Source organism: Vagococcus sp. CY52-2 (assembly GCF_022655055.1).
Classification (GTDB): domain Bacteria; phylum Bacillota; class Bacilli; order Lactobacillales; family Vagococcaceae; genus Vagococcus.
This window is the reverse complement of record NZ_CP093384.1, coordinates 303,756-323,116: the sequence shown is the minus strand read 5'-3', so window position 1 is coordinate 323,116 and position 19,361 is coordinate 303,756. Positions and strand designations below refer to the sequence as shown.

Sequence of the window (19,361 nt, the reverse complement as noted above, 5' to 3'; positions counted from 1 at the left end):
TATTTCTATTTTATCTCATAACGTTTTAGATTTCTGTTGGTAAAATGTTTTCTACTTCTGAATGAGGTCTTGGAATAACATGAACAGATAATAATTCTCCCACTCGTTGAGCAGCGGCTGCACCGGCATCTGTTGCGGCTTTGACTGCACCAACATCACCTCTTACCATTACAGTCACAATCCCCCCACCTACTAATTCTTTTCCTACTAAAGATACATTTGCGGCTTTAACCATTGCGTCAGCAGCCTCTATTGAACCAATTAGTCCTTTTGTTTCGATCATTCCTAAAGCATCTGATTTCATTATAATTTCCTCCTAAATTTTCTTTTATATTAATTTTTTTGAATCACAATGTTTGTGTTAGAACTTACACCAAGTGCATTGGCTTCTTCAACATCTATATGACATTCTAAGCCTGCGTTACTATCTACTCGTACGATAACTTCATTCAATACGCCGCCTCTAGCACCATCAAAAGCAATCGACACATTTTCTCCATCGACAACATCAAAACGCTTGGCATCTTTTAACGGCATGTGAATATGACGTTTTGCCACAACCACACCTGAAACCAACATCTTAGAGCCTTTTGGTCCAATCATGGTCACATCACCTGAATGATCTAGATCGCCAGATAATCTTAATGGTGCCTTTATGCCTAGTTTAAAACAGTCACTTTGTAATACTTCTACTTGTGTTTGCTTTCTCTCAGGTCCTAAAATTCTGACATTTTCAATCATCCCTTCTGGACCACAAATCATGATGGTTTCTTTGCATGCATACTGTCCAGGTTGAGATAGGTCTTTAAGTTTAGTTAATTCATATCCTTTACCAAATAAACTTTCTACGTCTTCTCTAGATAAATGACAATGGCGATTGGAAATCCCTACTGGAATACTAAGATCTGTTGTCTGTGATTCTTGGGCGATTTTCTTTAATATTTCTATTAATAACTCTTCATAGTTTTCCATTTTTTCACTCATCTCTTTAATTAGTCCATGGTTGATAATATTTGTCGAACCACTTTAGTCAATGTTTCCAAATCACTTTCAGAAACATCTTTTATCTCTTGTTTTTCTCTACTTGTGTGACAAGTTATTTCTTCTTTAGAGCATTCATTCGTATATGGGTTAAATGTTTTATCATCACTGACTAGTGTTCGAACATCTTTTAATCCATACGCTACTTTTTTAATATTTAATAAATGTTTTGGCCCGACATTTTCAGAAACAGAACTTCCACCAAAGGTTCCACAGCCTAATGTAAATGAAATGGGTAATCCAGTTGAGATACCTGTTCCACCTTGGCTACCTCCAGTGTTAACTAAAATTCTTGAGGCAGGTTTTGCTGCGAACTTCATTACCATGTCTTTGTCATTCGTATGGATACTCATAGTATGTCCAATACCATTTTGTAATAGTTCAATACTTAAATGGCAAGCTTCTTCCCAGTTATTTACTACATAAAAACCTAATACAGTTGTCAGTTTTTCAAATGATAATGGGTAGCCTTTTCCTACACCTTCTTGTCGACCTATCAATACTTTTGTATCACTCGGAACAGTAATACCTGCTGCTTCTGCGATTACTGTAGCTTCTCGTCCAACAAATCCGGCATTCATGACATAACCATTTTTAAATAATAAGCCACATACTTTATCTGTTTCTTCTGGTGTCATAAAGTATCCACCTTGTGCTTTAAACTCACGAACAACATCTGATTCAATTCCTTTTTCACAAATTATTGATTGCTCTGATGCACAAATAGTCCCATTATCAAATGTTTTAGACGCAATAATTTTTTCTACTGCTGTTTTAACATCAGCTGTTTTTTCAATGTAAGCTGGTGAATTTCCCGCTCCAACACCTAATGCTGGTTTTCCAGAACTATATGCTGCTTTTACCATTCCAGGTCCACCTGTTGCAATAATTAAACTGACTTCAGGTGCATGTAATAATTCATTTGTTCCAGCCATAGTTGGAATAGTCGAACAACTTATAATGCCATCTGGAGCTCCTGCTGACACAGCTGCTCGATTTAGCATTTCAGCCGTTTTTTTCGTGCAGTCTAGAGCTGATGGATGTGGTGAAAACACAATAGCATTTCGCGATTTTATTGCAATCATTGATTTAAAAATCACTGTTGATGTAGGATTGGTTGATGGGATAATTCCTAATACCAATCCTACTGGTTCAGCCACATCAAATGTTCCTTTGGCTTCATCCTCTGACACAATTCCTATTGTTTTTTCATGTTTTATCTCATCATATAAAAGAGTTGATGCCGCATGATTCTTATACATTTTATCCATTACTTTTCCAAAACCTGTTTCATCAACAGCTCTTTGTGCTAAGTTTGGTGATTGTTGACTGATTACTTGAACCATTTTTTGTAAGATTTGATCAATTTGCTCTTCTGAAAAAGTCGCTATCTCATTAGCGGCTACTTTTCCTTGGCGAGCTAAATCTCTTGCTTCCTGTATGGATTTTAAGTCTTTATCAAATATTTCCATTCAAACTCCTCTATTCATTGTTTATTAAAAACTCACTTAATGCCTCAACTAATTTTTCTTTGCTTGTTTTATAAAGTTCTTTTCTAGCGATACTAAAATCTATTTGATGTTTGGCTAGTTTTCTCAAATCGACTACTTTCATTTGAGTCAATTGACTGACTAGCTCCTCTTTATTTTGGTAAGTAATCTGCTCTAATTCTAAAAAGGCAAGATCTAATGTGTTTTCTATTTTTTCTTCAATCTCTAAAGGTGTCATCAACTCATCTTCACTAATGAATCCATCATTATCTATCACTTCTTCGATATTCTCACTATCGATTACAACAGGCTCTTTCTCATCTATAAAAAAGTGAGTATCCACTTCTGTCCTAGCTATCACATGAGATGAAACTAATGAATCAAGTGATAAATATGAAAGATTCGATTCAGCAGCACTCACAGCTGTGGTTACTGCCGAAACATCACCCTTAATTAAAATAGAGGTTAACCCACCACCTACTTTTGTCACGCCAACTAGATGAATGTCAGCTGACTTTAACATCGTGTCTGATGCCACAATAGTTGCCAAAAGACCTTTTGTTTCAATCATTCCAAGAGAGTCATTCATCAGTTAACACATCCTTTTAGTTGTATTTTAAGTACCATTGTTTTCTTGATAATCTTCCAATCAATGACTTCATTTTTAGGAATATGTAATAAGTCACCTATGGTTAAATTTGTCTTTCCTTCATTCAAAGTGGTATCAAATTCACCAGAAATAACATAATAGAAAGACTCCTCTAGTTGTTGTTCAATAAAGTGAGTATCTTCTAAAGATAATAATTCAATAACTGCTGTCCCATCAGTTGAGTGCATCACTGTTTGACAAGTAACACCCTCTTCTTTTGTCGGAAATTCTTGTGATTTGATGCTCTCTTTTTTTATAATTTCTATTCCACTTGAGTCTTTTTCAAGAATAAATGGTGTTAAGAGATCCCCTGTTAGTAAACTTTTTAATAAGATCACGAGTGATTCCTTACTCCACTCACCAGTCATCAGGTCTAGTAAATCCAATGTTTCTTTTTCAACTTTAAATGTCATAGCATATTCTTCAGCTAAATCATGTGCTGAAGGGGTTACAATCGTATTCTCTGATATAGGAATGACTCGTTTATTCTCTTCATGAAGTGATTCAACATCACTGGCACAAATCAATTTTTTCATTTTGTCACACTCTCTTTATACAGACTCACAGCTTTCATCGATAATACCAATGACTGCTGCATCAACAGGAATCAAATCATCTTCTAACATACGTCTAGCTGCTGTCCCTGTTGCAATAATAACTCGATCACCAATTCCAGCTCCAATAACATCACATACAACCATTATCTCACCGTCTTTAACGCCTCCATTAATTTGAGCGAGCATTAACTTAAGTCCTTGTAACTTATCCGATTTGCGTGTTGCCCATATATTATCTATTAAGGTTGCCGTTACCATTCGTTATTCTTCTCTCTTCGTTTAATCTCATCAATCGCAGCGACAACGGAGGCTGTATCACCAAATATAGCTAATAAAATCATGTTTTGAGGACAACTTCCACGAATGTCTTCAATCGTCACGCCAACTGCTTTTTCAGCCACATCTGTGGCGCAAACCATCTCAATCAATTTTCCTTGTACTAAACCGACAGCGCCTGGTTTTTCTAATTTTTCTTTTGAACTTTTTCGTCTATTTAAAATAGCCATTGTGTTCTCACCTGGTGATTTAATAATTCGACAATCCATTTTTGTGCCTCCTTACATAACTTGATTAGTACAACTCAACGCAATTCCTATGGGTGTTACAAACATAGGATTAATGGGCTTAATTGTTTTTATCCCTGTTTCTTTTTCAATAATTGTCTCGATTCCTTTTAAGCAAGCAGTACCTCCTACAAGATAGATAGCATTAACTTTATAACCATTAATTTGATTTGAAATAATGGATGCTATTTTTTGAATAACAGGTTTTACCACGATCAGTAATTCATCATGATGCGCTTCATTTCGTTTGTATTTATCGGCTTGTTCAAAATTAAATTTATAATTCCCAGCAATCACAAGTGATAAATGTGTTCCACCTGTTGCTTCATCGGCTACTTTCACTACTTTTCCATTTTCTAAAATAGCAATTCCAGTTGTTCCTCCACCAATATCAACCACAGCGCCATCAGTTATATTTAATAACTGATTGGCAGCTGTTGGCTCATCTAATACCTTGGTTAATTCAAACCCTGCACTTTGAACCACATTTTTAATCGCACCACCATCTAAATCATCTGTTCCTGGTGGTAGTGATGCTGCTGCATAAACAAGTGTGGTTCCAAGTTTTTTTTCTAAATCTTGTTTTAATTCACTGACGATATCTACAGCACCTACATAGTCAACTACCATTCCATCTCTTACAACATTGGCGTATTGATAAGCACCTGCAACAGGCTGATAGTCACTATCTAAAACCACCAAAACTATGCAAGCCGTTCCTAAATCGACTCCTGTATAATAGATGTCAGACTTACTTTTTTTAGGTGTTTTAATAACCGTTTCAAATGTTTCGATAAACTTATTACAATGTAATGTCATTTCGTTTGTCATCTATACCTCCAACTATCGTGTCAACTATGTCTACCAGCTCGCGTATCACTTCTCTAAACCCATGACTAAATTCAGGAAATGTTCGAGCCATCAAACAAAGTAACCCATAGACTTTTTGTAATTTTACTAGTAGTGGCCCTTCCAAATTAACCACATAAGAAGACACATTCTCGCATACAGGAAAACGATCATCAGATGTTTCTTTTGATTTTTCTTCTTGCGACAGCATATGATTAATTGATGTTTCAAGTAATAATATACGATGCGTTATCTTATGTTTAATTTTTTCACCAAGAAAATAGGCTTCTAATATTTCTGAGGAAAGAACTTCTTTATAGCCAATCCATTCTGTATTAGTTGCTTGTTTCACTGATTCAGGCTCATTGTTTACGATATCTTTTTCTTTTTTAATCGTCACATCAATTTTTCGATCTGATAAAAATTGTTTTGCTTCTGGTGTTAATTTTTGATGTTTCTCTAAAACAAATTGATTAAATGCTTTTTTTTTATACATCATACGTAGGTCTTTTTCTGTAAAAAAATACATTTAATACCCACCTCTCAACAATTTACTATAGATATTTTCTAAATCAGCTTGCTGAGGTTGTCTAGGATTGGTTATCGTGCATTGGTCTTTCATTGCTTTTTGAGCCATCTCAGGAATAGCTGAGATAAAATCATCTTTATCAATCTCAAATTCTTCAATAGTTTGAGGTAAGTCTAGTTGTTTCATTAACCGTTGTAGTTTAGAAATAAAAGCATAGACTGTAGATTTTTTCGTACCAGATCGTACCCCTAAAACATTTGCTATTTGATAGTACGTCTCTAAATTAGATGTTTCAAAATCATTATCAAGTTCTGCGTTATAAGCAATAACATGAGGTAATAACAGCGCATTCGCTCGTCCATGTGGGATATGAAATTTTCCACCTAAAGCATGAGCTAAACTATGACATATTCCTAAAGAGGCTTCATTAAATGCAATTCCAGCTAAACAAGAGGCATTATGAATCATCTCTCTTACGATTAAGTTATCTCCATCATTGTATGCCTTAACTAAATCATTCCAAATAATCTTGATTGCTTTTTCACTATTGGCATCGGTAAAGTCATTTGCTTTAGTTGAGGCTAAAGCTTCAATACAATGAGTAAACACATCAATACCAGTATCTGCCGTAATGTTTTTAGGGACTGTTAACACAATTTTTGGATCTAATATGGCAACGTTTGGAATCATTTTTTTATCTACTAACGCATACTTACTATCCGTTGATGGATCAGATATCACTGAAAATGATGTGACTTCGCTCCCAGTTCCACTTGTTGTTGGAATACAAACCAGTGATACATCAAGTGTTTGCTTAATCATTTGATAAATATAACGAATGGCTTTGGCTGCATCCATTGCAGAACCTCCACCAAGAGCAACGATACTATCTGGCTCGAAAGATAACGTAGAGACCAATCCTTTTGTTACAATATCAATCGTTGGATCTGGAGATATATCTGAAAAAATCGTGTATTCGACACCACTTTCCACAAACAGGCTCGTCATTATTTCTACTTTTCCACTGTTTACCATGTAAGGATCACACACTATTAATACTTTTTTTAAGGAAAGATTTTGTAATTCACTTAAAGAATCTGTTCCTGAAATAATATGGGTTGCGACTTGAAATTCATTTAACAACGTAACACCTCCTTTCTAACAATTTATTTTTTACTATGTATTTGAATCATGTCTTCTAAATCAAATTCTGTTTCTAAATTAAGCTGACACCAGTTTGATGACAACCCTATTTTTTCAATCACGGTTCTAGCATATTGTTGTTCTTTTTTTGAAAACTCATCACCCACACTTGTGATAATCCCCATAACTGGTACGCGAAAAACCTTTGAAAAATTAGGTGGGTAACTTATTTTCTTACATTGTATAGGGACTAAGAATAATGCGTAGCTAGCTGATTGTTGCAATGCAATAATGTGCTTATGCATCCACGGACTTTCTAAATAAGTATTAGGTACAATAATCGTTTTATCGGTATATAATACATTAGCTACTTTTTTTATCGGTGTTTGTGATTGTTCAATCCCTTGAGCAATCACTCTTGTCCCACTATTTTTAGGTCCTATAATAAGCACACGTTTTTTCATGTTCGTGTCACCTTAACAACTTCATAGTTCAATGTTTGCTTCAGTGTATTGACCACTGTTTGCAAAGCTTCCTCTACACTTTGAACATCTCCAGAAATCAAGACAGATCCTGTAAAACGATCCAAAAACCCAACTTGTACATCGGCACTTTTTCCTGCAATATCTGCTGCGATAATTGCTGTTTCAAAAGGAGAAATAGTCAAAATACCAATGGCTCCTTCATTTTCAATACCTAGAGACTCATAAATTTCTTCTATGGGAGAAGCTATCACATGAGCTAAGGTGACTTGTTTTCCTGGGACAGATTCTTCTATTACTCGTTTAACCGTATCATCTAACAAGTCAACTCACTCCTTTTTAATCACTCTCATCACTTAATGTCGGACCACTTTTACAAAGAAATCATACTCTTTAATCCAACTTTCAATTTGGTCTAACTCCGCATCAGTTAATGATGGATCGCCGTCTACTGGATATTCCATACCTAATTGGCCATATTTATTCACACCTAATTTATGGTATGGTAATAAATCAATGCCTTTGAAGTTAGGATAATCTTTGTAAGGTAATAAGAAATTAATAATCTGCTCAATTTCTGGTTTACTATCATTAATCATTTTCAACATTGGCATTCTAATATGAACATCATGCCCATCTTCTAATAATTGTTTTAGATTTTCTAAAATTCGTTCATTGCTAATACCTGTTAGTTTATTATGTTTCACTGGATCCATATGTTTTAAATCATATAAAAATAAATCCACATAATCAGCAATTGCCATCAATCGATCCATTCGTGAGTGTCCACATGTTTCGATTGCTGTATTAATGCCGTCTGTCTTACATGCTTGTAATAACGCAAGTGCTGCTTCTGGTTGAGCAGTACACTCACCACCACTCAATGTCACACCGCCACCAGATTGTTCATAAAACTCATCATCTTCATGAATGATTTCCATTACTTCAGAAATAGAGCGAATCTCACCTGTTATATTCAACGCAGACATTGGACAAACTGCCACACATTCTTGACATCCTGTACACGCAATATCACGATTTACTTGGTGATTTCCTTTTTCATCAATATAATGAATTCCAACTGGGCAAGCATCCACACAAGCATGGCAATCACTACAAATACTTTCTTTATACATGACTTGAAATTTTCGTTCTAACCCTTCTGGATTAGCACACCATTGACATCTTAAAGGGCAGCCTTTAAAAAATACAATCGTCCGAATACCAGGTCCATCATAAAGACTATATTTTTGGATATTAAAAACCATAACCTGTCTTTCGACTGAATCTATCAATTGATTCACCACTTTTCTAACTTATTGCTAAAATTTTGTTATCATTGTACGGCTGATAATCTCATCTTGAACGTCTTGACATAATTCAACGAAGAATGCACTATATCCTGCCACACGAACAATCAAATCACGGTATTGTTCTGGATGTCTTTGTGCATCTAGAAGGGTTTCATTATCAAGGTAGTTAAATTGCATTTCGCCATTTCCTAACACGCTCGCTGTTTTAAGTAATGTAATTAAACTATTTTCGCCTTCTTCTGTATCTAACATACCTGACATAATTTTAAAGTTGTGAACCATTCCCATATTCATTGTGTCATTGGCCATTTTAGAAACAGATTTAATAATCGCTGTAGGTCCCTTGAAGTCTGCTCCTTGTGTTGGGCTGATACCATCTGATAATGGAATCCATGCTTTACGACCATTGGCAGATGCTCCTGTCAACTGACCTAAAGGTGTGTTGTTTGAAATAGATAACGTTCCGTGACATAATTCTGAGAATAATGTTTTGTGTTTACGATGTTCTTTTTCTGTAAAGTGAATAAGATCTGCTGCAATTAAATCTGCATAGTCATCATCATTTCCATATTTTGGTGCATTTAAGCAATCTGTTCTAACTTGTTCATAACCAACAAAGTCTGCTTTTAGTGCTGTATTTAGTTCTTCAAGTGTGTATTTTTTCTCTTCAAAGACTAATTTTTTAATAGCTGCCATTGAATCTGCATACGTTGCCAATCCTGACCAAACCACACCAGGACCAAAGTTATACATCGCCCCACCACTTGATACATCTTTTCCATTTTCCATACAACCTTCATACATGATTGACATTAACGGTTTTGGTGCTAAATCTCGGTGAACACGTTGAGTGATAACCGTTGCGATGGATGATAATTCTGTCACATATTTGATTTGCTCTTTAACAGCTTCTTCAAATTGTTCATATGTTTTATATTGTGATACATCGCCTAAATCTGGACAAACTTGTTTACCATACCATAAAGGAACGCCTCTATTTAATACTAATTCAATACAAATTGGCCATTGTGTATAAGCTGTAGAAGTCCATTGATAAAGTCTTCCTGCTTTTTGCGGTTCGACACAACCCATCAAACAGTAATCACGTGCATCTTCAATCGATACACCTTTAGCTAACATCATCTTGATATGTGTGTCATCAAAATGACAGGCAGGGAACCCAATTCCAGCACGAACAACATCCACAATTTTTTTCAAGTATTCTCGAGGTGAGCGATTATGAATACGACAAGCTAATGATGGTTGGTACACTTTTACATGTCTCACAGCATCCATTAATAAATAAGTTAAATCATTGGTTGCGTCGTAGCCTTCACGAGTTACTCCGCCCACGCACATATTGACAAATGGTTGATAACCAGCAAAGAATTTAGAACCACCTTCACTTGTTATCCACATCATTTCTGACATTTTAATTAACATACAACCCGCTAATTCGAATGCCTCATATTCACTCATTCGACCTGTTTCGATATCATTTTTAAAGAATGGGTACATGTATTGATCCACTCGACCAATTGACATACCTGTTTGATTTTCTTCTACAACAAGTAGAGATTCAATGGTCCAAACGGCTTGAATTGCTTCCCAGAATGTTTCAGGTTTATGAGCTGGTACTCTCGCATTAATTTCTGAAATTTTTTGTAATTCTTTTTTACGTTGTGGATTCGTTTCTTTTGCTGCAAGTTGTGCTGCGTATTCTGACAAGCGGCGAGCGTAAATCATTACGCCTTCAGCTGTTTCAATGATTGATTTATAGAAATAAATTTTTTCGATATCTCCAGGATTGTCATAACTTAATTTATCTAATTGTTCTTGCGCTTCTTTTTGAACATCAAGCATCCCTTTTTTCATTAAGATGACATCATAACCAGGATTAGAATCTCCCCCACCGTTTAATGCGTGATAAGAGCAATCTGATACAAATGATTCACCAGAAATTTCCCAAACACCTGCTTCTCTAAATTGATCTTCACAGTATTCATCAATTGATTTGCCTTTCCAAAATGGAAATAACTCTTCTTTCATGATGCGTTTGTCTTCATCAGAAATATAAAATGGATCCTGTGGTCTACTAGAAATAGTATCAATTTCTTCTTCCATCCAACGCCATGCGATATCTGGTGAAAAAGATCCAGCTCTTGGTGCGCCATTTGGTGCACCAACAATTAATTCATTGTCTTGAATCACTAATGGTGCTGTCTCACAACTTTTCTTAAATGATTTTGAACGCAAAATATTTTTAGGCATTCCAGGATTTTCTCTAGCTATTTCGGTCATGACGCGCGCTTTATGAGTTGTGATAGTCGGTTTTTGTTTTAAATAATTTTCTTTCAACGCTTCTAACCTAGGTGTAACACCATTTGGAATCTCTGTGTGATTACCGCTTACAAAAGTTAAATCAACTGAATCTGTTTTTGTAATATCATCTGATACAGAAGCAAACATCTTCATCAAGGCTTGCTGTTCTTCTGTACTTAATTCTTTTGTTGCTTCAGCCAATTTAGCTGAAAATTCTTTAATATCCATCTTAATTCCTCACTTTACATAATGTTTTAAGCTAAAATTTTTCGTAAAATCTCTTCTAACATTTTTTCATGTGATTCTTCCTCAACACTGCTAGTATGTTCAACATACTTTGTTGAGTGACTAATTTCTCGCATATACGTTAAATCTGATGCTGTGATGTTTTTAGCACTAATACCTTTACCAGTTGTTAAACCACCTAATAAACAAGAAATTGATAACGTTGAATCAATTCCCATGCTAGCTAAGGACGACGGTGAATTAACGATCATTCGTCCGACAGGTTTCTTTAAGGCAAATTGGTTTAATATTTCTATATTGTTTGAATGGATCGCTATCGTATGACCGTTATTTTTTTCCCTTAATAACCGAATCGATTTTTCGCAGGCATGCATCCAATCAGGTTCTAAATAAAAAGCAATCACTGGGCATTTCATTTCATTAACAAAAGGATCTAGCTCATGCACATAATTTTTTTCCGATACTAGAATGTTGGTACTTTCTTCAACAGAAAAATGAGCCATTTTAGCTAATTCTCTAGCATTTTTACCAACGCATATAGGATTAATGCCATTATTTTTAGGCTGTAACAGATTAAGCAACTGATGTTCTTCTTCTTCAGATAGAAAATGAGCCCCTTTTTTTTGAAATTGTTTTTTCACTTCACTCGCGATGCTTTGTTCAACAATTAAATATTGTTCTGAACCTGGTAACATCCCGTTATCTAGCGAACGACTGTCTATCACTGACTGTACGGCATTTGAAATATTAGCTGTGTGTTCAATAAAAACTGGTGTTCCACCTGTTCCTCCATAAATCATCGGCTTTTGAGTGTTAGTTGTGTTGGTTATTTTTCCGGCCGAAATAATCATAGAAGTGTTTTTATGTGTCACTATTTCTAATATTCCACTTTCAGAAGTGGTCTCAAGACATGTGATACAGCCCACTGGCAAACCATATTTTTCACAAATATCTTTAACACCATTTACAATATGAATGGTTGTACGATAGGCTTGATTATCTGGAATAATAATAGTACTATTTCCCGATTTAATGCCGATAATAAGACTATATAACGTGTTTAGGACGACATTATTTTCAGAAGGGAAGGCTACTACCACTCCTAAAGGCACACCTACTTTTAAAATATTCCCCGCAGAATCTTTTAAAAGCTCTCCAATACACTGTTGGTCGGGTAACTCTTTTTTTAATTGTGATAAAAAAGTATTTAATAACCATTCCTTGTCTTTTTTACACCCACGTTTTGTTTCATTGACTTCCATGTCTACAAAGTGTGCTAACTCAATTGTTATATCATCTATTAATTGATTAATGATTTTATCTAAGTAACTTTGCTTATAATCTTTAACTAAAAATTGAGCATTCCTTGCGTTTTCTACAAGAATTCTTGCTTCTTGGATTGATAACAGATCTTTGTCTGCTCTACTCATCTAAACAGCAGCTCCCTCCTCTTGAAGCGGTTCATCAAGTAATTGATAATACTGAATGATTTTATTTAAATCCATATGTGGTCCAGCAATCACTACCGAGCTATAAACTTCCGCTCCTAGTTTTTCTACTGCTGATGTTCCAGCTTCTACTGCTGCTTTACACGCAGCAACGTCACCTTTTACAATGACTGAAATATACCCTGATGCAACATTTTCATATCCGACTAACTCAACATCTGCCGCTTTGCACATGGCATCACACGCTTCTAGTACAAATACCAAACCAAATGTTTCGATTGCGCCAATTGCTTCAAAACTTTGCATCTGCATCCCCTCCTCTTTATCCATCAATACTGTGAACCGATACAATTTTTCCGATTGCTTCAATAGGTCTTGGCATGACGTTATGTGCTGTCAGTGTCCCAATTTCTTTCGCCGCTCTTGCCCCAGCTTCTACTGCACTCTCAACAGCCGCCACATCACCTTTAACCATGATAGTAACTAATGTCGATCCGATATTTTCATATGAAATTAATTCAACGTTGGCTGCCTTTAACATTTCATCGCATGCTTTTAATGCAGGCACTAAGCCGATTGTTTCGACTAAACCTAACGCTTCTTGGCCTCTGTATACCAAATTCAATCCCCCTTATTATCCAATTCACAAGTTATTAGAAAACATTATCTGTATGCCTTATTAACATATTTATCCACTGTTTTTCTTCCCTCTTCAGTAATGATGTAATACATCAATAACTCATCATTTCCATCAAGATTATAACTATCTAACTCAACTAAACCATTGGCTTCAAGTGCCATAAGGTGTTCTGAAAACAACCTTTGATTAAATTGTTTTTCTTCACCATATTGTGATTTCAATTGTGCCATCACTTCTTGGACATTATATTTTTTTCTATCGTACATTTGATTTAAAACAGCTGTTCTTGCAGGTAAAAGCATATTACGCTTCCCCCTTTCTGAATAAATCAAGTGGGTTCATTGTCACTAAAATAGCTCCCATAACAATTAAAATCGATCCAACAATCATCGTTGGTGTCAGTGTATCTCCTAAAAATAGAACACTAAATATGACACCCCAAAAAGCGTAAGTAACATTTAATGACATTCCAACGGCCGTTCCAACCATAGCGTTTGCTTTATACCAAGTTAAAAATGAAACCCCTGCACTTAATCCTGAGAAAATCAACCAAATAACTGGTGTAAAAGCTGATAGTGTATTAAATAATAAGTCTACTCCACCAATAATTGGTAAAATAAAAATAATCACTACAAGTCCTGAAACTAATTCTCGTAAATTTACAGCAACATCTGTGTCGATCATCGCGCCACCAAAACTTGAAAACACACCTTCTAATCCCCAACATACTGCAGCAACTAATGCACAAATAATTCCTAGTGTAAAGTTTGGTGCGCCTTCTGGAGCCACCATATTAATTGTAATAGCACCAAATACACAAATAATCATACCTATCACAATTCTTAGTGTTGGTTTTTGTTTTAAAAAGATCCAAGAAAATAATGCGCCAAACAAACTACAAGTTGCTGAAATTGGAATAGCGTATGCTCCTGCTAATGCTAATCCAACAAGATACGCACCATTTGCAATCGGGCCACCTAATAAAAATCCAACGACTAACATTTTGCCTGGTTTTGTTTTCACCATACGAATAATTTCTTTTAATCTACCTTCTTTAGCGTTATAAAATAATAAAAAGATTCCGGCAAAAAAATCATTTAACCCTGAACAAACAAAAGGAGCCGCTAAAATACCAGCTGCACTGGTTAAAGGATCATAACCACTAGCTACCACAACAAGAGTTGAATAAATGGCATAAGTAATACCTGATATTAATCCATTAGTAATCCCTTTCATTCTAAATTTTTTATTCACTAAGTTCATCTTTGTATCTGCGGATGAACATACCATGTTTTTCTGAGTTTCCATTAATGTACCCCCTTAATTTAGTTGTTGTTTCTTAATGGTAAAATATTTTCAACTTCACCATGTGGTCTAGGGATAACATGTACAGAAAGAAGTTCACCTACACGTTCTGCAGCACTTGCTCCAGCATCTGTAGCAGCTTTAACGGCTCCAACATCACCTCTTACCATAACTGTTACTATACCGCCTCCAACAAATTCACGACCAACTAATGATACGTTTGCTGCTTTCACCATGGCATCTGCTGCCTCGATTGAACCAATTAATCCTTTTGTTTCCACCATTCCTAATGCATCGTACTTCATCTTTTTTCCTCCTAGTGTAAAGCGTTTTCTTCTTTGTTTATAGTTATAATCTAGAACATCCCCTTAAGGTGAGAGTCAAACACATTTTTATGACTAATACACCAAACTTCCTGTACTACTGAGATCTATTTTTTCAGTTAACTAGAGTAATTGAGAATACTCTGTTAACCCACACACAAATATGATAATTTATATGCTTTTTTATTTTTAATCATTATTATTTATCTTTAAATAAAAAAATAAAAAACAACACAGATAATTGTGTTGTTTTTCACATTAAATAAATAAATAACTAGTTTAACTCTATTTTGTATTATGTTTTTCTACAAATATTTTTATTTTTTTTTTGACTCATAACAATTTTAAATTCAAAAAAATGGACATAAACCTTTATATTACAACGTTTATATACTTTTATAATACATGATTTTAAAAAAGTAAAACACTCTATTTAAAACCTTCCCCTAGGGACAAATTATGTTCAATAACACACTAATTAATGTTCATTACCATATACTACGACAAAAAAAGAAGCAATTTTTAAGCTCAAGATAAAGATCTTGTGCCAAAATTACTTCTTAAAGATGTTACTTTTTCTTAGTTACTGGTACTAATAATTCGACAACAAATGTATCCGTATTCATTGTTGACCAATAGTCAATAACAAAACGCTCATATAATTCGTTGGAGTATTCATAATTATTTTCTTTTGCCCAATCCAACATTTTCGTATATTGTTTATTAATCTGAGACAAATCTCCTATATGATAACTTGATAAAAAAAGTTTCCCTCCAAATGACATAGTAGGAACACTTGACAATAAATTATTAACAGGCTTTTGTAATACTTTCACTTTAGAAGCATCATTAGACATTTTTTCCTGACCATTTTCATAATACAAAATCACCGGTCCACTAATTTGACAATCAATCGTCTCTAAATAATTTACCCATGGAATATTAATCACAGCATCCATATAGTTTTGATGAAATTCTTGTTCTAGGTACACGTAATCAAAGGAATCAAAATATTTTATATTAACATTTTGAATATTATTTTCGATTGCTATGGAACCTTCCCTTAACAACTCGACCCATTCTGTGATTGCTAAGTAACTATTTTTTATACGCTGTTCTTCTTCTTTTAACTCTGATTGCTTTGTTAAAAATTTTGGTTCTTTATAAAAGCTATCCAATGTTTTTTGGACATTACCCATTTCTTGTAATTTAAAACCCATTTGCTTGTAATATTTAATAATAGGAATTAAATTCATCGTTTCTTCTTTGTAATACCTGTAACCATTTTTTTCACTAACATAATCTGGAATGATTAAACCTAACTTTTCATAAAAGCGTAATGTTTTACGGGAAACATTACACATTTTTGCTACCTCTCCAATCGAGTACATTCCCTTACAATCCCTTACATCACTCATTTGAATCTCCATTCCACACAACTAACACTATATAAACTAAATATACCATAAGACATTAAAAAAATGCCATCACTTTTTAATTATGTCATATTTTTTATATTATATTATTTTTTCTATGTTTTTAATTATTCGACATCCTTTTTTATTTTTCAACTCTACGATATACTTACAAACAAAGACTAGTAAAGGAGCTTTAATATGACGCTTTATTTAAAAGATGATACAGATACTCAATATTTTGGAGAAAGACTCTCAGAATTAGCACAGCCAGGAGATGTTTTTATTTTAACTGGAGAATTAGGTGCTGGTAAAACAACTTTTTCAAAGGGATTTGCAAAAGGCTTAGGTATTACACAAATGATAAAAAGTCCCACCTATACACTAATACGCGAATATGATAACGGAAGACTTCCTTTATACCACATGGACGTCTATCGCCTAGAAGGGGCAAGTGATGATTTAGGATTAGAGGAATACCTAGATGGTGAAGGGGTATGTTTGATTGAATGGGGAGAATTAATTAAGGATACAATAGATAACACATTTATCGAAATTATACTTCATAAAACTTCTGAAGACACCAGATTTATCACTATAGAAAACTATGGTGAAACTGAGCGTTATAACCAAATTAATGCGTTAATGACTGCACTAGAAGAGGATCAAAAAAATGACTGAATTTAATATTACACTTCGTCAGGCTATACCTGATGATGCAAAAAATTTAATTAATGCTATTAGCCAACTTAATCAAGAAACACCTTATCTCGTTGTTAGCCCTCATGCTTTAAACATGTCGCCAGACACTATGGCTCATGAAATAGACTATATTTATAATGCATCTAATCAATTTATTCTATTAGCCTTAAATTATAATGATATTATAGGAGTTGCTACTATTGTAAGTGATGATGATACTGCTTTTCAACATGTTGGAGAATTAGGAATTACTATAAAAAAAGAATTTTGGGGACTCGGTTTAGGAACTGCCATGATTGAAGAGTTAATCCAATTATGTTTAGATTACCAAATCACTAAACGTATTGAAATAAATGTCCAGACTCGTAACGATAGAGCTCTTCGTTTGTATGATAAAATGGGATTTTCTCTAGAAGGAATAAAAAAAAAGGCCTTTTTATCTGAACAAAATGAATTGATTGATATTGCGATACTGAGCTACTTACTACTTTAACCACTTTAAAAAAATAAGACTCAACGACTTCATAAGTGTAGTCGTTGAATCTCGTTTATCTTTTAGATGTTTTTTTCTTTTTGCGTTTTGGCTGATTTTTTTTCTTATCATTTGATACTTTTTTTGTGGCGGAATGATGTGTTTGTTTCCTACCGTGTGTTGAATCTTTTTTAGATTGGGAACGATTTGTAGACTTCTTCTTAGAATTTTTTTTCCCTGATTTTTTTTGACTTTTTTTACTAGAACCTTTCGATGATTCTTTTTTACGTGAATGTTTCGCTTTTGATTTGTTTAATGCCTGTTTTTTCTTCCATAAAAACCACACGGCGCCTCCTGTAGCAATGACTGCTACAATAACCAGTATCCACTTTAAAATAGAAGGGGCTTGTTTTGTCTTTGTTTTTGTACTTTTTTCAGTACTTTCTTTTTCGTTCTGGTTAGAAGAAGCTGTATTAGCTATTTCTTGTGATTGGCTATTACTGCTACTCGTACTTGTTTCTTCGGTATTAGAGCTGCTTACTTTACCAGAGTCTTCCGTACTTTCTTTGGTCTTATCGTCAGACTCTTTCTTTTGTTCAGACTCTTTAGTTTCCTCTGTAGCAATGACTTTCCCCTTATCAAAGTCATACCGAACATCTGTTGATTTATCTCCTTCAGCATCTAGCATTCCTACCATTGCTTCTTTTGTTCCTTTAGGAATTGGTACCTCAAACTCTCCTTTATCATTTGCTACAATAGATCCAGCAAGATTTGTCAGAAAAATATTGGCATTTGGCGTTGTTTTTCCTGTTAGAACATTTCTTTCTTTATCATAAGTTAAATCATAAAGAAGCTTATCTGAACCAGATGAATAAGCTACTGTAGAAAAACCTAAGAATCCAAATACCAAGAATCCCATTATAACTAATTTTTTCCAATTTTTTAACATATTTTTTCCTTTCTAGTTCATATCAACCAATAGTTCAACTGGACAATGATCACTTCCAAATATTGTTGATAGAATATCTGCACTTTTCAATTTATTTTTTAATTTGTTTGACACACAAAAATAATCAATACGCCATCCTGCATTATTTTTTCGTGCATTAAAGCGATAGCTCCACCAACTGTAAGCACCCTCTTTATTAGGATAAAAATAACGATAAGTGTCAATAAATCCTGAATCTAATAATTGTGTAAAAGCATCTCTTTCTTGATCCGAAAAGCCAGGGTTTTTACGATTATTCTTCCAATTTTTCAGATCGATGTTTTCATGAGCAACATTTAAATCTCCACATAAAATGACCGGTTTTTCTTCATCTAGCTTTACTAAATATTTTTTAAACTGCTCCTCCCAATCCAAACGAAAATCCAATCGTTTTAATTCTGGTTGTGCATTTGGTGTATAGCAATTCACTAAGTAAAAAGTATCAAATTCAAGCGTTAATAAACGGCCCTCTGCATCAAACTCCTTAATACCCATACCTTTCTTCACAGAAATAGGTTCAATTTTAGTGAAAACAGCCACACCAGAATAACCTTTTTTTTCTGCATAATTCCAATATTGATAATAACCAGGTAACGCCATTTCAATTTGCCCTTCTTGTAATTTCGTTTCTTGTAGTGAAATAATATCTGCATCTATTTGCTTTATGTCTTCATAAAAATTCTTTTTCACAATTGTACGTAACCCATTGACATTCCAAGAAATAAACTTCATAGTCGTCCTCCTAAAATTATCTATAATTGTATTTTATCATAATTGCACTGAATATTGTGCTTTTTATCCGATTTATAAACAGAACGATATGATGAGCAATCATACTTTTTCAATAGATTTTATGTTAAAATGAAACCACTATAATTATTCTA

The 19,361-nt window shown here is 34.3% G+C and carries 25 protein-coding genes; 2 read left to right on the top strand and 23 right to left on the bottom strand.

What is annotated here, in order from left to right:
* Positions 1–25: 25 nt before the first annotated feature.
* The 21 genes from eutM (MN187_RS01620) to MN187_RS01520 form a co-directional block, all read right to left on the bottom strand.
* Entirely contained in the window at positions 26–304 is a 279-nt protein-coding gene (gene eutM, locus MN187_RS01620; RefSeq protein ID WP_117972452.1) for an ethanolamine utilization microcompartment protein EutM, read from the bottom strand.
* A 29-nt stretch (positions 305–333) separates the two neighbouring features.
* Complete coding sequence (locus MN187_RS01615) at positions 334–972, bottom strand: phosphate propanoyltransferase (RefSeq protein ID WP_242094090.1); 639 nt, start codon at positions 970–972, stop codon at positions 334–336.
* A 20-nt stretch (positions 973–992) separates the two neighbouring features.
* Positions 993–2,513: an acetaldehyde dehydrogenase (acetylating) gene (locus MN187_RS01610; protein ID WP_242094089.1), complete on the bottom strand. Its 1,521-nt coding sequence runs from the start codon at positions 2,511–2,513 to the stop codon at positions 993–995.
* Between the two features lie 10 nt (positions 2,514–2,523).
* Entirely contained in the window at positions 2,524–3,120 is a 597-nt protein-coding gene (locus MN187_RS01605) for a BMC domain-containing protein (RefSeq protein ID WP_117972449.1), read from the bottom strand.
* Entirely contained in the window at positions 3,120–3,716 is a 597-nt protein-coding gene (locus MN187_RS01600) for a cupin domain-containing protein (RefSeq protein WP_242094088.1), read from the bottom strand. The genes MN187_RS01605 and MN187_RS01600 overlap by 1 nt, the downstream gene beginning before the upstream one ends.
* 15 nt (positions 3,717–3,731) lie before the next feature.
* Positions 3,732–3,995, bottom strand: a complete 264-nt coding sequence (locus tag MN187_RS01595) for a EutN/CcmL family microcompartment protein (RefSeq protein ID WP_117972447.1) — start codon at positions 3,993–3,995, stop codon at positions 3,732–3,734.
* A complete protein-coding gene (locus MN187_RS01590) occupies positions 3,989–4,282 on the bottom strand; it encodes a BMC domain protein (RefSeq protein WP_117972446.1) in 294 nt (97 codons plus the stop codon). The genes MN187_RS01595 and MN187_RS01590 overlap by 7 nt, the downstream gene beginning before the upstream one ends.
* 12 nt (positions 4,283–4,294) lie before the next feature.
* Positions 4,295–5,131, bottom strand: a complete 837-nt coding sequence (gene eutJ, locus MN187_RS01585; RefSeq protein ID WP_117972445.1) for an ethanolamine utilization protein EutJ — start codon at positions 5,129–5,131, stop codon at positions 4,295–4,297.
* Entirely contained in the window at positions 5,103–5,678 is a 576-nt protein-coding gene (locus MN187_RS01580; RefSeq protein WP_241699264.1) for a hypothetical protein, read from the bottom strand. The genes eutJ and MN187_RS01580 overlap by 29 nt, the downstream gene beginning before the upstream one ends.
* The gene (locus MN187_RS01575; protein WP_241699263.1) at positions 5,679–6,821 is read right to left on the bottom strand and encodes a 1-propanol dehydrogenase PduQ; all 1,143 of its coding nucleotides are present in this window, start codon (positions 6,819–6,821) and stop codon (positions 5,679–5,681) included. It lies immediately after the preceding gene.
* 23 nt (positions 6,822–6,844) lie between these two features.
* The gene (locus MN187_RS01570) at positions 6,845–7,285 is read right to left on the bottom strand and encodes a EutP/PduV family microcompartment system protein (RefSeq protein WP_241699262.1); all 441 of its coding nucleotides are present in this window, start codon (positions 7,283–7,285) and stop codon (positions 6,845–6,847) included.
* Positions 7,282–7,626: a BMC domain-containing protein gene (locus tag MN187_RS01565; RefSeq protein ID WP_117972441.1), complete on the bottom strand. Its 345-nt coding sequence runs from the start codon at positions 7,624–7,626 to the stop codon at positions 7,282–7,284. Before MN187_RS01565 ends, MN187_RS01570 begins: the two co-directional genes overlap by 4 nt.
* A gap of 33 nt (positions 7,627–7,659) precedes the next feature.
* Complete coding sequence (gene cutD, locus MN187_RS01560) at positions 7,660–8,598, bottom strand: choline TMA-lyase-activating enzyme (protein WP_277756535.1); 939 nt, start codon at positions 8,596–8,598, stop codon at positions 7,660–7,662.
* A 27-nt stretch (positions 8,599–8,625) separates the two neighbouring features.
* Positions 8,626–11,166: a choline trimethylamine-lyase gene (gene cutC, locus MN187_RS01555; protein ID WP_117972440.1), complete on the bottom strand. Its 2,541-nt coding sequence runs from the start codon at positions 11,164–11,166 to the stop codon at positions 8,626–8,628.
* A gap of 26 nt (positions 11,167–11,192) precedes the next feature.
* A complete protein-coding gene (locus MN187_RS01550) occupies positions 11,193–12,614 on the bottom strand; it encodes an aldehyde dehydrogenase family protein (RefSeq protein WP_117972439.1) in 1,422 nt (473 codons plus the stop codon).
* Positions 12,615–12,938, bottom strand: a complete 324-nt coding sequence (locus tag MN187_RS01545) for a BMC domain-containing protein (RefSeq protein WP_117972438.1) — start codon at positions 12,936–12,938, stop codon at positions 12,615–12,617. It abuts the gene before it with no gap.
* A 16-nt stretch (positions 12,939–12,954) separates the two neighbouring features.
* The gene (locus tag MN187_RS01540) at positions 12,955–13,251 is read right to left on the bottom strand and encodes a BMC domain-containing protein (protein WP_117972437.1); all 297 of its coding nucleotides are present in this window, start codon (positions 13,249–13,251) and stop codon (positions 12,955–12,957) included.
* 44 nt (positions 13,252–13,295) lie between these two features.
* Positions 13,296–13,574 carry a hypothetical protein gene (locus MN187_RS01535; RefSeq protein WP_117972436.1) on the bottom strand — a complete coding sequence of 93 codons (279 nt, stop codon included), beginning with the start codon at positions 13,572–13,574 and terminating at the stop codon, positions 13,296–13,298.
* Position 13,575: 1 nt separating this feature from the next.
* A complete protein-coding gene (locus tag MN187_RS01530) occupies positions 13,576–14,580 on the bottom strand; it encodes a DMT family transporter (protein ID WP_117972435.1) in 1,005 nt (334 codons plus the stop codon).
* 17 nt (positions 14,581–14,597) lie between these two features.
* Complete coding sequence (eutM, locus tag MN187_RS01525) at positions 14,598–14,882, bottom strand: ethanolamine utilization microcompartment protein EutM (RefSeq protein WP_117972434.1); 285 nt, start codon at positions 14,880–14,882, stop codon at positions 14,598–14,600.
* A 587-nt stretch (positions 14,883–15,469) separates the two neighbouring features.
* A complete protein-coding gene (locus MN187_RS01520; protein WP_117972433.1) occupies positions 15,470–16,318 on the bottom strand; it encodes a MerR family transcriptional regulator in 849 nt (282 codons plus the stop codon).
* Positions 16,319–16,516: 198 nt separating this feature from the next.
* Between MN187_RS01520 and tsaE the strand changes: the two genes are divergently transcribed.
* Together tsaE and MN187_RS01510 are read left to right on the top strand one after the other, a co-directional pair.
* Entirely contained in the window at positions 16,517–16,996 is a 480-nt protein-coding gene (gene tsaE / locus MN187_RS01515; protein ID WP_117972432.1) for a tRNA (adenosine(37)-N6)-threonylcarbamoyltransferase complex ATPase subunit type 1 TsaE, read from the top strand.
* Positions 16,989–17,510, top strand: coding sequence for a GNAT family N-acetyltransferase (locus MN187_RS01510; RefSeq protein ID WP_117972431.1), 522 nt, complete (start codon positions 16,989–16,991; stop codon positions 17,508–17,510). The genes tsaE and MN187_RS01510 overlap by 8 nt, the downstream gene beginning before the upstream one ends.
* Before the next feature lie 55 nt (positions 17,511–17,565).
* Here the strand turns inward: MN187_RS01510 and MN187_RS01505 are convergent, their stop codons facing one another.
* Both MN187_RS01505 and MN187_RS01500 read right to left on the bottom strand, forming a co-directional pair.
* Positions 17,566–18,438, bottom strand: a complete 873-nt coding sequence (locus MN187_RS01505) for a hypothetical protein (RefSeq protein WP_242094087.1) — start codon at positions 18,436–18,438, stop codon at positions 17,566–17,568.
* A gap of 12 nt (positions 18,439–18,450) precedes the next feature.
* The gene (locus tag MN187_RS01500) at positions 18,451–19,209 is read right to left on the bottom strand and encodes an exodeoxyribonuclease III (protein ID WP_242094085.1); all 759 of its coding nucleotides are present in this window, start codon (positions 19,207–19,209) and stop codon (positions 18,451–18,453) included.
* Between the last annotated feature and the right edge of the window lie 152 nt (positions 19,210–19,361).

Excerpts from the sequence above, each read along its gene's own strand:
- eutM (WP_117972452.1), bottom strand. The coding sequence starts at position 304 with ATGAAATCAGATGCTTTAGGAATGATCGAAACAAAAGGACTAATTGGT.
- MN187_RS01615 (WP_242094090.1), bottom strand. The coding sequence starts at position 972 with ATGGAAAACTATGAAGAGTTATTAATAGAAATATTAAAGAAAATCGCC.
- MN187_RS01610 (WP_242094089.1), bottom strand. The coding sequence starts at position 2,513 with ATGGAAATATTTGATAAAGACTTAAAATCCATACAGGAAGCAAGAGAT.
- MN187_RS01605 (WP_117972449.1), bottom strand. The coding sequence starts at position 3,120 with ATGAATGACTCTCTTGGAATGATTGAAACAAAAGGTCTTTTGGCAACT.
- MN187_RS01600 (WP_242094088.1), bottom strand. The coding sequence starts at position 3,716 with ATGAAAAAATTGATTTGTGCCAGTGATGTTGAATCACTTCATGAAGAG.
- MN187_RS01595 (WP_117972447.1), bottom strand. The coding sequence starts at position 3,995 with ATGGTAACGGCAACCTTAATAGATAATATATGGGCAACACGCAAATCG.
- MN187_RS01590 (WP_117972446.1), bottom strand. The coding sequence starts at position 4,282 with ATGGATTGTCGAATTATTAAATCACCAGGTGAGAACACAATGGCTATT.
- eutJ (WP_117972445.1), bottom strand. The coding sequence starts at position 5,131 with ATGACAAACGAAATGACATTACATTGTAATAAGTTTATCGAAACATTT.
- MN187_RS01580 (WP_241699264.1), bottom strand. The coding sequence starts at position 5,678 with ATGTATTTTTTTACAGAAAAAGACCTACGTATGATGTATAAAAAAAAA.
- MN187_RS01570 (WP_241699262.1), bottom strand. The coding sequence starts at position 7,285 with ATGAAAAAACGTGTGCTTATTATAGGACCTAAAAATAGTGGGACAAGA.
- cutC (WP_117972440.1), bottom strand. The coding sequence starts at position 11,166 with ATGGATATTAAAGAATTTTCAGCTAAATTGGCTGAAGCAACAAAAGAA.
- MN187_RS01550 (WP_117972439.1), bottom strand. The coding sequence starts at position 12,614 with ATGAGTAGAGCAGACAAAGATCTGTTATCAATCCAAGAAGCAAGAATT.
- MN187_RS01545 (WP_117972438.1), bottom strand. The coding sequence starts at position 12,938 with ATGCAAAGTTTTGAAGCAATTGGCGCAATCGAAACATTTGGTTTGGTA.
- MN187_RS01535 (WP_117972436.1), bottom strand. The coding sequence starts at position 13,574 with ATGCTTTTACCTGCAAGAACAGCTGTTTTAAATCAAATGTACGATAGA.
- MN187_RS01530 (WP_117972435.1), bottom strand. The coding sequence starts at position 14,580 with ATGGAAACTCAGAAAAACATGGTATGTTCATCCGCAGATACAAAGATG.
- eutM (WP_117972434.1), bottom strand. The coding sequence starts at position 14,882 with ATGAAGTACGATGCATTAGGAATGGTGGAAACAAAAGGATTAATTGGT.
- MN187_RS01520 (WP_117972433.1), bottom strand. The coding sequence starts at position 16,318 with ATGAGTGATGTAAGGGATTGTAAGGGAATGTACTCGATTGGAGAGGTA.
- tsaE (WP_117972432.1), top strand. The coding sequence starts at position 16,517 with ATGACGCTTTATTTAAAAGATGATACAGATACTCAATATTTTGGAGAA.
- MN187_RS01510 (WP_117972431.1), top strand. The coding sequence starts at position 16,989 with ATGACTGAATTTAATATTACACTTCGTCAGGCTATACCTGATGATGCA.
- MN187_RS01505 (WP_242094087.1), bottom strand. The coding sequence starts at position 18,438 with ATGTTAAAAAATTGGAAAAAATTAGTTATAATGGGATTCTTGGTATTT.
- MN187_RS01500 (WP_242094085.1), bottom strand. The coding sequence starts at position 19,209 with ATGAAGTTTATTTCTTGGAATGTCAATGGGTTACGTACAATTGTGAAA.